Below are 13,747 nucleotides of genomic sequence, written 5' to 3' on the forward strand. Positions count from 1 at the left end.
CTCAGGATTTCGATTGCAGTTCGTCGATCTTGCGCGTGAGCGTCGCTATAAGACCGCTCGGTCCCTCGCGCCTGAGGATCGCCGTGTACTCCGAGCGGCGAACCGCGAGCTCGCTGATGGTGCCGTTCACGAACACGTCGACGATCTGCCAGGCAGCACCGTTCCGCGCGGCCAGATAGGCCAATTTCACCGGCTCGCCGGTCGGCATCACCAATTTGGTCTCGACCACGATGCTGCCGCCCTGCTGGGGTTTTTCGCCCAAGGTCTCGAAGCGCTCGCCGTTGAAGCCGTCGAAGCGGCCGGCATAGGTGGCCGCGCTGTATTTGCCGAAGAGATCGACGAACTGCTGCTGCTGCTCCGGTGTGAATCGCTGCCACTCCGGTCCGACCGAGAGCCGCGCCATGAGGGGGAAGTTGAAGGTGGCGGCGACCGCCGGCGACAGCTCGCGCATGCGGCCGTCGAAGCCGAGCGCGCCTGCCGCCTGCATCACCGCGATGAGCTTGGCATGAAAGGTTTCGACGACGCGGGCGGCCTCGGAGCTGGCGGCAAGCGCCGCCCCGCACGCGCAGTGCAATGCCAAAACGGCGCCCGCGAGCACCAGGCAGCGCCGGGAGAGGGCCACGTTAGGCCAGGGCCGAGACCGTCATCGCCCCCTGGCCGATCGCCTCCAGCGCCTTGGCCACGATGTGTTTGGCGTTGAGGCCAGCCTGCTGGTACTGCAGCTCCGGCTTGTCATGGTCGATGAAGATATCGGGGAGCACCATCGGGCGGAACTTGAGGCCGCCATCGATGAGCCCGGCATGGGCAAGGTAGTGCACAACGTGGCTGGCGAAGCCGCCGATCGCACCTTCCTCGATGGTGATCAGGACCTCGTGGTCCTGAGCCAAGCGGCGTACCAGCTCGGTGTCGAGCGGCTTGCAGAACCGGGCATCGGCGATGGTCGCGGGAAAGCCGCGGGCTGCCAGCTCATCGGCGGCCTTCAGGCACTCCTGGAGACGGGTGCCGTAACTGAGGATCGCCACCTTGCCACCCTCGCGAATGACGCGACCCTTGCCGATTTCGAGCGGCGTGCCGCGGGCGGGGAGCTCGATGCCGACACCCTCGCCTCGGGGGTAGCGCACCGCCGAGGGCCGGTCGTCGATCGCCGCTTGCGTGGCGATCATATGCATGAGCTCGAGCTCGTCGGCGGCGGCCATGATGACGAAATTCGGCAGGCAGCCAAGATAGGCCACATCGAAGCTGCCGGCGTGGGTGGCGCCATCGGCGCCGACTAGCCCGGCACGGTCCATGGCGAAGCGGACGGGCAGGGACTGGATCGCCACGTCGTGCACCACCTGGTCATAGGCGCGCTGCAGGAACGTCGAATAGATGGCGCAGAACGGCTTGATGCCTTCGGTCGCGAGCCCGGCGGCGAAGGTGACGCCATGCTGCTCGGCGATACCGACATCGAAGCAGCGCTCGGGAAACCGCTGCTGAAACAAGTTGAGGCCGGTGCCGGACGGCATCGCCGCGGTGATGGCGACGATGTTCGGATACGCCTCGGCCTCGGCGATCAGCGCATTGGCGAACACGGTCTGATAGTTCGGAGCGTTCCCGCCGGCCTTCACCTGCGCTCCGGTGACCACGTCGAACTTGTTGACCGCGTGGTACTTGTCGGGCGCGTCCTTGGCGAAGGGGTGGCCTTTGCCCTTCTGGGTGATGACGTGCACCAGCACCGGGCCCGGCTCTTTCCAGTCGCGGACGTTGCGCAGCACCGGGAGCAGATGGCGCAAATTGTGCCCGTCGATCGGCCCGACATAGTAGAAGCCGAGCTCTTCGAAGAGCGTGCCGCCGGTGACCATGCCGCGGGCATATTCCTCGGCCCGGCGCGCGGCGCGCTCGATCGGCTTCGGGAACGCCTTGGCCAGACCCAGCATCACGTCGCGCAAGGAGCGGAAAGGCTTGGAGGAGATCAGCCGGGAGAGATAGGCGCTCATGGCACCCACCGGCGGGGCGATCGACATGTCGTTGTCGTTGAGGACGACGATGAGCCGGCTGTCGCGGGCCCCGGCATTGTTCATCGCCTCATAGGCCATGCCGGCGCTCATGGCACCGTCGCCGATCACGGCGACGACATGGTTCGTGCCGCCCTTGAGATCCCGGGCGACGGCCATGCCGAGCCCGGCGGAGACCGAGGTCGAGCTGTGCGCGGCGCCGAAGGGGTCGTACTCGCTTTCCGAGCGCCTGGTGAAGCCGGACAGGCCGCCGCCCTGGCGCAGCGTTCGAATCCGCTCGCGCCGCCCGGTCAGGATCTTATGGGGATAGGCCTGGTGGCCCACGTCCCAGATCAATCGGTCGCTGGGCGCATCGAAGACATGGTGGAGCGCCACGGTGAGCTCGACCACCCCGAGGCCGGCACCCAGATGCCCACCCGTCGTCGAGACGGCATCGATGGTCTCGTCCCTGAGCTCATCGGCAAGCTGCTTCAGCTCACTGAGGCTGAGGGCTTTGAGATCGGCGGGAGAGGCGATCCGGTCGAGGACCGGCCGCTTGGTCGCGTTCGTCAAGGGATTGGGCCCTCCGCCCGTTCCATTAATACACCAAGCTCCGCCCGCTCGGCGGAGGGCTTACCTACAGCTTTGACTTAGCCGACAGCGCCGGTATTGGCAAGTTGCCCGCGGCGAGAAACCCTAAAAAATGCAGGGGCATACCTGGATTGACCGGCCGGATCCCGGTCGCGTTCGCGAGGCATTCGCCCAACCTAACCATATTGTTAGGGTTCTTAATATCGTCAATATTGTTTCGGGCTTGCCTGGGGCAAGTCAAACGGGCATATCAACCCCAGCGGAGGGGTGAGGCGGATTTGGGCGGGGCCGCCGCGGGAACTGGCAACAAAAGCGGCCGGCAGGTGTCCTGCCGGGAGTGGAGGGACCGGATGCGGGTGGTCTTGGCCCAGCCGAGAGGCTTTTGTGCCGGGGTGGAGCGGGCGATCGCCATCGTCGAGCGTGCGCTCGAGAAGTTCGGCCCGCCGATCTACGTCCGCCACGAGATCGTACACAATCGCCACGTGGTCGAGCGCTTGCGGGCGAAGGGCGTGGTGTTCGTCGAGGAAGTCTCCGATGTGCCGCCGGGGGGGATCACCATCTTCAGCGCCCATGGCGTCGCCCGGGCGGTGGTCGAGGATGCGAGCCAGCGCAGCCTGCCGGTCATCGACGCCACCTGTCCGCTCGTCTCCAAGGTGCATCTCGAAGGGCAGCGCTACGCCCGCCAGGGGCGCGAGGTGGTGCTCATCGGCCATGCCGGCCACCCGGAGATCGAGGGCACCATGGGGCAGATCCCCGGCAAGGTGCATTTGATCGCCACCGTCGGCGATGTGGAGCGCCTCACGGTGACCGACCCGGAGATGGTGGCTTATGTGACGCAGACGACCTTGAGCGTCGACGACACCAAGGCGGTCATCACCGCTCTCAAGGAACGCTATCCCGCGATCGTCGGCCCCGACACCAAGGACATCTGCTATGCCACGCAGAACCGCCAGCAGGCCGTCAGGGCGCTGGCCAAGGTGGTCGACGTGATTCTGGTGGTCGGCTCCAAGAACAGCTCCAACTCCAACCGGCTTCGCGAGATCGCGGCCGAGCTCGGCGTTGCCAGCTACCTCGTGGAGGATGCGCGCGCCCTCAATCCGGCCTGGGTTGTCGGCGCCGGCGCAGTCGGCGTCACCGCCGGCGCCTCGGCCCCGGAGCAATTGGTCGAGGAAGTGGTCGAGCGGTTGGGCGCGCTTGCGCCCGTGGAGCTGACGGTCCTACCGGGGATCGACGAGAACGTGCGCTTCCGGATGCCCCCTGAGCTGGCTGCCACGGCCTGATTCCCCTCATAGCAATCGAACAAGAGAGAGTCCGTTGAGCGTTCCCCTGCAACAGATGCTGCGTGTCGGCGCGTATGTGGCAAAGCAACACCTCATGGGCGTCAGGCGCTATCCGCTGGTGCTCATGCTCGAGCCGTTGTTCCGCTGCAACCTGGCGTGCTCCGGCTGCGGCAAGATCGATTATCCCGACGAAATCCTGAACCAGCGCTTGAGCGTCGAGGATTGCCTCGGGGCGGTCGAGGAATGTGGTGCGCCGGTGGTCTCCATCGCCGGCGGCGAGCCCTTGCTCCACAAGGAGCTGCACCTCGTGGTTGAGGGGATCGTCCGGCGCAGGAAGTTCGTCTATCTCTGCACGAACGCGCTCTTGATGGAGAAGAAGCTCGATCTCTACGAGCCGGGCCCGTTCTTCACCTGGTCGGTGCATCTGGACGGCGGCCGCGAGGAGCATGATCGCTCGGTGTGCCAAGACGGCGTCTTCGAGCGGGCGGTGGAGGCGATCGGCCAGGCGAAAGCCCGCGGCTTCCGCGTCAACATCAACTGCACGCTGTTCAATCAGGCCGCGCCCGACAAGGTCGCGCGCTTCTTCGACGACGTCATGGCGATGGGCGTGAACGGCATCACCGTCTCCCCCGGCTACGCCTATGAGCGCGCTCCCGATCAGGCGCATTTCCTCAACCGGCGACGTACCAAGGAGCTGTTCCGCGACATATTCCGCCTCGGCCGCGGCAAGCGCTGGTCGTTCAGCCAGTCCGGCCTGTTCCTCGATTATCTGGCCGGCAACCAATCCTACCGCTGCACGCCTTGGGGCAATCCGACCCGCAACTATTTCGGCTGGCAGCGGCCTTGCTACCTCTTGGGCGAGGGCTATGCGAAGAGTTTCCGCGAGCTGATGGAAGAGACCGACTGGGATCGCTACGGGACCGGCAACTACGAGAAGTGCGCCGATTGCATGGTGCATAGCGGCTACGAGGCGACCGCCGTCACCGATGCGGTGAAGAATCCGCTGAAGGCGTTTGCGGTGGCGATGCGCGGCCCGCGCACGGAAGGGGCGATGGCCCCGGAGATCGCGCTCGAACAGCAGCGGCCGGCGGAGTTCGTCTTCTCCCGCCATGTCGAGGACGCGGTTCAGCGCCTACACCGCGCCAAATCCCTGGCCGAGAGCCCGGCCAGCGCCGACTAGGGCAGCGAGCGCGCGGCGGGTTTCAAGGGCAAGACCGATGAGCCGGCCGAGCTGGGCCGGATGGCCGAGAAGCGAGCGCAGCACCGCGCCATAGGCGATGCTGGCGTCGCGCGCGAGCCCGACCAGCGCCGCTGGCGGAATGTCGGCCCCGGCGGGGTCGCCGACCGCGCGTAGCACGGCAAAGGGCACGCCCGCCTCGCTCGCGAGCCTTGCAACCCAGCCGCTCTCGAGATCGACAAGGCAGGCTTCGCTCGCCTCTCGTAGACTTTTCTTCGCGGCCGCCGTCGCGACCACGGCTTCTGCCGCCGCCACCCGGTCAAGCGCCGCCCCCGGCAAGCGCGCCGCCAAGCGCCCCCGCCAGCCGGGGTCGCTCGGCCAGTCTCGCCCATCCCAGCGAACCGCGGTGGCGAGGACGAGAGCGCCGGCTTTCAGTTTGGGGTCGAGCCCGCCGCCGATGCCGAAGCTGAGGAGGCCGGTTGCACCCTTGGCGAGGAGCCAGCGAACCAACTTCTCGGTCTCTTCCGCGCGCCCGCCGGTCGCTACCGCCTCGATGCCGGCGCGGCGCGCGATCCGGGCTTCCGCTGCAAGTCCGGTGACGGCGGCGATCGCCATCACATGCCGTGGAGCACCATGGCGGCGTTGCGGCTCTTGAGATTGCGATAGCGTGCCACGGCCCAGAGCGGGAAGAAGCGCCGATAGCCGTCATAGCGAAGATAGAAGACCCGGGGGAAACCGACGGCGGTGTAGTGCTGCTCCTCCCAGGTCCCGTCCGCTTTCTGGCTGGTCACCAGCTTGGCGATGCCGCGTTCGACGGCCGGGTGGTCGACTTCTCCCGCCGCCATCAGGCCCAGCACCGCCCAAGCCGTCTGCGATGGGGTGCCGACCCTATCTTCGCCATGGGGTTGCCCCGGGAAATACGACTCGCCGCCTTCGCCCCAGCCGCCATCGTCGCGCTGCTTGTCGATCAGCCATTCGACCGCGCGGCGCATCATCGGCGAGTCCCGGTCGAGCCGGGCGGCATTCAGCGCCGAGAGCACCGACCAAGTGCCGTAGATGTAGTTCGTGCCCCACCGTCCATACCAGGAGCCATCGGGCTCCTGCTCGCGGTGGAGAAAGTCGATGGCGCGGGCGATCGCCGGGTGATCGGCCTTGAAGCCGAGCTGGCAGAGGGCGCTCATGCAGCGCGCGGTCACATCCGCGGTCGGCGGATCGAGCAGCGCACCATGGTCGGCGAACGGAATATTGTTCAGGTAATGATGCGTGTTGTCGGCATCGAAGGCGCCCCAACCGCCATTCTCGCTTTGCATGCCGAGGAGCCATTCGACGCCACGATCGATGGCATGCCGGTAGCGAGCATGGTCGATGCGGTCGAGCGCCATCAGCACGGCTGCGGTGTCATCGAGATCCGGGTAATGCGGATTTGCGTACTGGAAGGGCCAGCCGCCGGGCCTGAGATTGGGCCGAGTCCAGGCCCAGTCGCCGACCACGTCCAGCACCTGACGGTCGAGCAGCCAAGCCGCGCCCCGCTCGGCCGAATGATTGGCGCCGACCTCGATCATGGCGTAGCTGGCAAGCGCGGTGTCCCAAATCGGCGACAGGCAGGGCTGGCAATAGGCCCGCTCGGGTTCGAGCACCAAGAGCTTGCGGACGGCGCGCTTCGCGGTCAGCACATGGGGATGGTCCGGGGCATAGCCGAGGCAGTCGAACATCATGACCGCGTTCGCCATGGCCGGGTAGATCGCGCCCAGACCGTCCTCGCCATTGAGGCGCTCGGCCACGAAGGCGATCGCCCGCTCGATCGCCTGGCGACGCTTGGCCATAGAGAATGATGGCTCGAGCGCACGGACCACGCGGTCGAGACCACGGAACACGCGGCCCCAGAAGGTCGGGTTCGCCTGGCTGAACCAATCCGTGACCTGCTCGGGCGGGGCCACGAACAGCTCGGCGATGGAGACTTCACGCGGGTTGCGGGCGCGGGGCTTGATCGCCATCAGCACCAGGAGCGGCACGATCACCGTGCGCGACCAATAGGCGACCTTGGACAGATGGAAGGGAAACCACTCCGGCAGATTCATGATCTCGACCGGCATCACCGGCACCGCATGCCAGGGAACTTGGCCGAACAACGCTAGCAGGATGCGGGTATTCACGTTCGATTTCGCGGCACCGCCGTGGGCGAGGATGGCGCTGCGGGCGCGCACCATGTGGGGGGCGTCGGGCGAATCGCCGGCGGCCTTGAGGGCGAAATAGGCTTTCACGCTGGCGCTCATGTTGAAGGCGCCGGCATGGAATAGGGGCCAGCCGCCATGGCTCGCCTGGATCGAGCGGAGATAGGCGGCGATCCGCGCCTCGACGGCCGAATCGACTTCGTCCAAATAGTGCTGCAGGAGGATGTATTCGGCCGGGATCGTCGCATCCGCTTCCAGCTCGAAGGCCCAATGGCCATCCTCCCGCTGCTCGCCGGCGAGCGCCTCCTCGCCCAACGCGAGCGCGCGCGCAAGGGCTTGCGGCTGAGCGCCGGGATGGCCGGAGGAGACGGACTCAGCAAAGCCAACGCGCATCATCGCGACGAATCCGATACGGTTATGTTGCAATGCAACAGAAGCGACGCGCCTGCGCCTAGATGCCAAGAATCTGTCGTTAACTCAAGCATTTCATCCAATACGTAGGCAGGCCGGGCTCGGATTGGCGCCATCCGGCGGGTGCGGGAGGCTCTAGCAGACGCAACTTATTGTCAACACGGCAGCCTTCAAGTGAAGCCGTGGCGCAACACCAACCAAATTTTTTGCCAGCTCGGCAGCCCGACCCGGAGTTCCGGCTGGCGCCAATCCGCCTCGACGAGCCGGTCGAGAATGGCCGCGTACATGGCGCCCATCAGGGCTGCCGGGCGCATCGCCCGTCGCGGGCAGCGGGCCATGGCGCCGGCCGCCGCGGCGAAGTGGCCGCGGGCGATCCCGGCGAGGTCGCGGCCCACCAGCGGCAGGTTCGGATGCCGGATGGCGGCGGACGCCGGCCCTGGCGGCACGCCATGGCGCTGCAGCAGCTCCATCGGCAAGTAGAGCCGGCCGCGGCTCGCATCCTCGGCAAGGTCACGGAGGATATTGGTCAGCTGGAGGGCCCGACCGAGCGATTCGGCGGCCGCGACCGCCACCGGCCCGTCGGCCCCGAACACGCGCACCGAGAGCTTTCCCACCGCGCTCGCGACCCGGGCGCAATAGAGATCGAGCGTGGCAAGGGAAGGGGCTGTGATGTCTTCGCGCGCGTCCATCTCCATGCCGTCGATCACCGCCTCGAAATCGGCTTTGAGGAGCCCGTAGCGTTGCAGCGGTCCCAACAGCGCGATCGCCACCTCGCGGACGGGTTCGCCGGCATACAGGCGGTCGAGCTCGCGGCGCCAATCGGCCAGCAGCGCCAGCTTGCGCGAAGGCGGTTCGTCGCCGTCGGCAATGTCGTCGACCTCGCGGCAAAAAGCGTAGATGGCGAACATCCCGGCCCGCCGCTCCGCCGGCAAGAGGCGCATGGCCCAAAAAAACGAGGTACCGGCGGCCTGGACGCGTTCGGCGATGCGGGCTTCGATCTCGGCAAGCGCCGTCATGTCCCGGCACCGGCTTGGATGCGGCCTTTCCATTGGCCGCCGCGGCCGAGACGGTGCTGGAGCGCCGATTGCAGCGTGGCGGCCAGATAGAAGAGCGCGATCGCCGGCAGCGCCAACGCCCAGATGAAGGAGACCCGGTAGTAGCTGAGCGTCGGAAGTAAGGAGAGCGTCATCAACGCCCAGGCGCCCCAGCCCAATCCGCCGGCAAGCCCGGCTCCATCCACGAAGAAGGAGCCCAGCGCCAGGGCTGGGGGGCCCAGGAACACGAGCGCCGTGCCGACTATGGTGAGCGCCAGCAGCACCGGGGAATGCTTGAGCTGGGTATAGGCCGAGCGTGCGACCATGCGGGCAATGTCGCCGAAGCCGCGATAGACGCGCAAGCTTACCGTCTCCGAGGCGAGGCCGAGCCAGATCGATCCGCCCGCCTTGATCGCGCGGGCCAGCGCGCAATCGTCGATGAGCGCCCCTCGGATGCTGGCGATGCCACCGATGCGCCCCAGGGCCCGGCGGCGGACGAGCATGCATCCTCCGGCCGCAGCCGCCGTCTTGCGAGCGCTGCGGTTTACCCAGCGGAAGGGATAAATCATTTGAAAGAAGAACACGAAGCCGGGGATCAGCGCACGCTCGGCGAAGGTTTCACACTGGAGCCGCACCATGAGCGAGACCAGATCGAGACTGTCCCGCTCGGCGCGGGCGACGAGCTCCGCCAGGTTTTCCTGCGCATGCACCACATCGGCATCGGTCAACAGCGCATAGCCGGCAGCTTCTGCCGTTGTTTCGGCGCGCTCGAGGCCTTCGGCGACGGCCCATAGCTTGCCGGTCCAGCCTTGGGGCAGGGGGCGGGCGGAAATGACCTCGAGGCGATCGCTCTGGCCGGCATCGGCGGCAGCCCGGCGCGCGAGCGCTGCCGTCTCGTCCTCGCTGTGATCGTCGACGACGATCACCCGAAAGCGCCCGGGGTAGTCCTGCGTCAGCAGCGAATGGACGGCGCGCCCGATGGAATAGGCCTCATTGCGCGCCGGCACCACGGCGACGACTTCCGGCCATTGCGGCGGTGGCGGGCATGCCGGCGCCACCCGTTCCCGCCAGAACCCGCCGCGCGCGGCCAGAAGATAGACCCAGAACGCCAGTGCCAGCGCGCCGATGGCGAGGAGGACGCTCATCTGAGGTAACCCGCCTCGCGGAACCAGGCGATCGCGTCGGCGAGGCCTTGACGCGCCGGTCTGGGCGCATAACCCAGCTCGTCCACGGCCTTGGCGGAGGAGAAGAACATGCGCTTCTTTGCCATGCGGAGACCGTCGAGGGTGACGAAGGGCTCGCGCCCGCTGATGCGCGCCCAAGCCTCGGCGACGACCGCGATCGGAAAGAGCGTCGGCCGCGGCAGGCGCAAGAACGGCGGTCGGCCGCCGGTCAGCCGGGCAATCTCGCCCAGCATCTCCGCCAGCGTCAGATTGTCTCCGCCCAGAACGTAGCGCTCGCCGACACGGCCCCGGGCGAAGGCAAGGAGATGGCCCTGGGCGACATCGTCGACGTGAACGAGATTGAGGCCGGTGTCGACATAGGCGGGCATCCGCCCCTTCGCCGCCTCGAGGAGGACCCGGCCGGTCGGCGTCGGCCTCGCGTCGCGCGGGCCGACCGGGGTCGAGGGATTGACGATGACGCAGGAGAGCCCCTGCTCCTGGACCAGCGCGCGGACGGCCTCCTCGGCGAGATACTTCGAGCGTTTGTAAGGGCCGATCATGTCGGCAAGCTCGACCGGCGTCGTCTCGTCGGCGGGACGGCCTGCGGGATCGAGGCCGAGAGTGGCGACGCTGCTGGTGTAAACCACCCGCTCGACGCCGGCCTCGAGGGCGGCCTGCATCAAGGCCCGGGTACCCTCGACATTGGCGCGGTACATCGCCTGCGGGTCGGGGACCCACAGGCGATAATCGGCGGCGACGTGAAAGAGCGCGGCGCAGCCGGCGACCGCGCGCCGGAGCGAGCCGTGATCCTCGAGCGCGCCTTCGACGGCTTCGAGCGGCAGCCCGGCGATGTTGCGCCGGTCCCGGCCCGGTCTGAGCAGGACCCGCACATTCCTGCCTTCGGCGATGAGAGCCCGGATCACGGCCGCGCCAACGAAGCCGGAAGCCCCGGTGACCAGGTATGGTCGGGACGCGGTCATGCCCCGAGATCGCGGAAAGCGATCGGCGTGAGGCCGCGCTGGGCCAGCGCCGCCTTCACCCGCGGGCTGGTGAGCGCCTCGAGCTCGCCTTCATAGGCATAGCCGGGATTGTCGCGGAGGAGCTCGGGCGTCCGCCGCGTCGCCGGATGGAAATACATCTCGCAGACGCCGTCCGGCAGGCGCTCGAGGAGCGCCAAGACTTGCGCTTCCGCCATGGCGCCGGTGTCGCTCAAGCCCAGGACTGCGTCATTGCTCTTGATGCCCCGGCGCGCCAATCTGGGCTTGAGCAGCCTGACCCAGGCACGAAGCGGCATCCCAGCCAGGGGCGCCGTCGGTGCGGCCGGTTCATAGGGCATCCTCAAGGCCTTCAGCCCGAAGTCCCGTCCGATGGCGAGAACGAGCCCGAGCACGGTCGGGTGCATGTGCATGTGGCAATGGGCGTTTACGTGGTCGAGCGCCAGCCCGGTGGCGCGGAACGCCTCGAACTGCGCCCGGATCTCCAGGGCCATCTGCCGGCGCGCGCTCGGGCGGAAGAAGAAGTTGATCCCGGCGCGAACCAAGTCCGAGGAGAAGCGGCCATCCGTGCCGACGAGGGCGGGCACGCGTTCGGCCGGCAGCACTGGGCGGCCGTTGACGAGCGTCAGATGCAGGCCGACCGCAAGACCGGGCAATCGACGCGCTCGGCGGACCGCATCCTCGGCTTCCGAGGCACCCACCATCAGGCTCGCCGCCGACAATATGCCGTCGCGGTGCGCGATCTCGATCGCCTCGTTGACCGGGAGCGCCAACCCGAAATCATCGCCGGTGACGATCAGGTGCCGTCCGCGCATGGCTCAGCTCTCCCGATAGAGCAGCAAGGAGAGCCCGACCGCGACGAAGCAGATCGGCCATGCCCAACCGGCGATCCGGCTCTCTGGCTCGGGCAGTCTGAGCTCGAGCCATCGCGTCCAGCCGGCGGCGATGCCGAATAAGGCGAGCGGCACATGGGTCATCTCGATCAGCAATTCCTGGCGCACATTGCCGAGACTGTGGGAATGGGTCAGCAGGAGGCCGCCGCCGAAGGCGGTCAAGAGCGGGAAGACCAGAGCCGAGCCCCGGCGCTTCAGCCGGCCGGTGCGCACGGCCCATTCGAAGAGCGCGAAGGGCACGAGCAAGAGCACAAAGAGGCGATGCTGGACCACCTCGGGATCGCGCAGGCTCTCCCAAAAACCGATGTCGCCGAGCGGCCAGGCCTCCGGATCCGAGCGCACCAGGAGGAAGAGCGCTAGAGCGAGGAAGAGCAGCGGCCAATGGCGTGCCCAGGCTGCCAGCCCGGAGCGTTCAACCAGCGCCAGGATGCCGATGGCGAGCACGAGAATGCCGGCCCAGTGATGATTGTATTCCGACCAGGCGATGTCGAAGCCGGAGATGGGCGGCGGCAAGCCGGCACCGGGCACGAAGGCGCGGGCCGCGGTCTCGGCCCGGGCGGCTTCGGCATCGAGCTTCGCTTGCAGGGCCGGGATCGCCAGATCCTCGTGGCTCGGACTCTCGAACCTGGGCCAATGCGGGACGTTGCGCTCGACGATCTCCGCCCAGGACACACGGTCGAAAGGCAGGTCGGTCGCCGGCGGCAGGGAGGTGAGCGACGCGGCGGCGAACAGCACGGTCAGGCCGACGCCGAGCTCGACCTCGGCGAAGCGGCGTAGCCTGACGACGGGCGTGGTCGGATCCCGCCGGAGCCGCTCGACCGCACGGAAATTCGCGAAGCCGAGTCCGAGCAAGCCAAGGAACATGAGCACCTTGGTCGAGGTCATGACGCCGTAGGCGGTGCCGTAGAGCGCACTGAAGTCGGCGACATAGACCCACGCCATCGCGGTCCCGGCGCCGACGATGAGCGCCACCGCCGCCGTCGACATGAGCGAGAAGCGCTTGCCGACGAGGCGCCAGGCCCCACCGTCCCGCGCCTGCGCCATGGCCAGGAGAAAATAGGGCATGCCGCCGATCCAGATGGCGGCGCCGATCTGGTGCAGGCTGGTCAAGACCATGAGCAGCGGCCGGTCGTCGAGCCGGCTCGCGGCGTGGCTGGTGGCAACCGAGCCGACGATGACGATGCAAGCGAGGGAGACGAGCAGCCAGCGCGGCGCCGGAGAATTGCCGCTGAGCCTGAGCGCCATCGCCAGGCTTGCCGCCACGATCGCTGCATCGGCGAGCGCGAAATCGGCGCCCGCTGCCGCCCCGAGCCCGATTCCGGCGGTGTCGGCCAGCACCAGGATCTGGATCGTGGCAGCGGTCGCTACGAGCAAAGCCAGCGCCAAGCTGCTGCAAGCAAGCAGCCGCCGGCTGCGCGCAGCGATCGTGGCGCCGGACCCGCCCAGCCGGCCGGCGAGCGGCTCGGCCAGGATCAGAAGAAAGGCGACGCCGCCCAGCGTCAGCGACTGCGCGGCCAGCACCGAGCCGTGCAGCAGCACCGTCAGATAGCCGAAGACGTCGAGGAGCAGGCTCATGGCATCAAGGAGCGATCACCGTGAAGGGGATGTCGCCGCGGGTGATATGGCCGTCGAGCGCCAGGACCTGCCAGCGCAGCCGGTACGCGCCAGGCATTAGCCCGGTCGCCTCGGCGCGCAGCAAGTCGGGCGCGCTCTCCGCCGTAAGCGCCAGGGAACGCTCCTTGCCGTCGCCGGCGATCAGCGTCAGATGCGAGCGGGCGCGATCGATGCGGCTGCTGAAGCGGATGACGACCGCGAGCGCTTGCTCGCTGACCGTGACGCCCGGCCGCGGAACCGATTCGACCACGATGGCGTGCCCATGCGCGGCCAAGGGCGGCGCCAGGCAGAGGAGCACCAGGAGGGCGATGCGGATGGCGCGGGTCGGTCCCATGCTCGCTCACGTCGTCTAAACGCGCGGCATGGTGCCGCGCCGCCGCTTTAGCACAGGCCAGTCGGTGTTCGATACCCCGTTGCGCCGGGGCCGCAGGGTCGGAGCGGTGCC

At 67.8% G+C, this 13,747-nt stretch carries 12 protein-coding genes; 2 read left to right on the forward strand and 10 right to left on the reverse strand.

Annotated elements, in window-relative coordinates:
- Nucleotide 1: 1 nt before the first annotated feature.
- Both HY058_17405 and HY058_17410 read right to left on the reverse strand, forming a co-directional pair.
- Entirely contained in the window at nucleotides 2-598 is a 597-nt protein-coding gene (locus HY058_17405; protein ID MBI3499073.1) for an ABC transporter substrate-binding protein, read from the reverse strand.
- A 25-nt stretch (nucleotides 599-623) separates the two neighbouring features.
- Complete coding sequence (locus HY058_17410) at nucleotides 624-2,546, reverse strand: 1-deoxy-D-xylulose-5-phosphate synthase (GenBank protein ID MBI3499074.1); 1,923 nt, start codon at nucleotides 2,544-2,546, stop codon at nucleotides 624-626.
- 368 nt (nucleotides 2,547-2,914) lie between these two features.
- On the opposite strand from HY058_17410, the gene ispH reads away from it, so the two are divergent.
- Both ispH and hpnH read left to right on the forward strand, forming a co-directional pair.
- A complete protein-coding gene (gene ispH / locus HY058_17415; GenBank protein MBI3499075.1) occupies nucleotides 2,915-3,844 on the forward strand; it encodes a 4-hydroxy-3-methylbut-2-enyl diphosphate reductase in 930 nt (309 codons plus the stop codon).
- A gap of 34 nt (nucleotides 3,845-3,878) precedes the next feature.
- A complete protein-coding gene (hpnH, locus tag HY058_17420; protein MBI3499076.1) occupies nucleotides 3,879-5,024 on the forward strand; it encodes an adenosyl-hopene transferase HpnH in 1,146 nt (381 codons plus the stop codon).
- Here hpnH and HY058_17425 read toward each other — a convergent pair.
- From HY058_17425 to HY058_17460, 8 genes are all read right to left on the reverse strand, one after another.
- Complete coding sequence (locus tag HY058_17425) at nucleotides 4,977-5,636, reverse strand: nucleoside phosphorylase (protein MBI3499077.1); 660 nt, start codon at nucleotides 5,634-5,636, stop codon at nucleotides 4,977-4,979. The genes hpnH and HY058_17425 overlap by 48 nt on opposite strands.
- Complete coding sequence (gene shc, locus HY058_17430) at nucleotides 5,636-7,585, reverse strand: squalene--hopene cyclase (protein MBI3499078.1); 1,950 nt, start codon at nucleotides 7,583-7,585, stop codon at nucleotides 5,636-5,638. The genes HY058_17425 and shc overlap by 1 nt, the downstream gene beginning before the upstream one ends.
- Before the next feature lie 188 nt (nucleotides 7,586-7,773).
- Nucleotides 7,774-8,619 carry a presqualene diphosphate synthase HpnD gene (gene hpnD / locus HY058_17435; GenBank protein MBI3499079.1) on the reverse strand — a complete coding sequence of 282 codons (846 nt, stop codon included), beginning with the start codon at nucleotides 8,617-8,619 and terminating at the stop codon, nucleotides 7,774-7,776.
- Nucleotides 8,616-9,782: a glycosyltransferase gene (locus HY058_17440; GenBank protein ID MBI3499080.1), complete on the reverse strand. Its 1,167-nt coding sequence runs from the start codon at nucleotides 9,780-9,782 to the stop codon at nucleotides 8,616-8,618. Before HY058_17440 ends, hpnD begins: the two co-directional genes overlap by 4 nt.
- Complete coding sequence (locus HY058_17445) at nucleotides 9,779-10,780, reverse strand: NAD-dependent epimerase/dehydratase family protein (protein ID MBI3499081.1); 1,002 nt, start codon at nucleotides 10,778-10,780, stop codon at nucleotides 9,779-9,781. Before HY058_17445 ends, HY058_17440 begins: the two co-directional genes overlap by 4 nt.
- A complete protein-coding gene (hpnK, locus tag HY058_17450; GenBank protein ID MBI3499082.1) occupies nucleotides 10,777-11,610 on the reverse strand; it encodes a hopanoid biosynthesis-associated protein HpnK in 834 nt (277 codons plus the stop codon). The genes HY058_17445 and hpnK overlap by 4 nt, the downstream gene beginning before the upstream one ends.
- A gap of 3 nt (nucleotides 11,611-11,613) precedes the next feature.
- On the reverse strand, nucleotides 11,614-13,263 hold the full coding sequence (locus tag HY058_17455) for a CopD family protein (GenBank protein MBI3499083.1): 1,650 nt from the start codon (nucleotides 13,261-13,263) through the stop codon (nucleotides 11,614-11,616).
- Between the two features lie 4 nt (nucleotides 13,264-13,267).
- The gene (locus HY058_17460) at nucleotides 13,268-13,636 is read right to left on the reverse strand and encodes a copper resistance protein CopC (GenBank protein ID MBI3499084.1); all 369 of its coding nucleotides are present in this window, start codon (nucleotides 13,634-13,636) and stop codon (nucleotides 13,268-13,270) included.
- Nucleotides 13,637-13,747: the final 111 nt, after the last annotated feature.

The organism is Pseudomonadota bacterium (assembly GCA_016195085.1).
Taxonomy (GTDB): Bacteria; Pseudomonadota; Alphaproteobacteria; order SHVZ01; family SHVZ01; genus JACQAG01.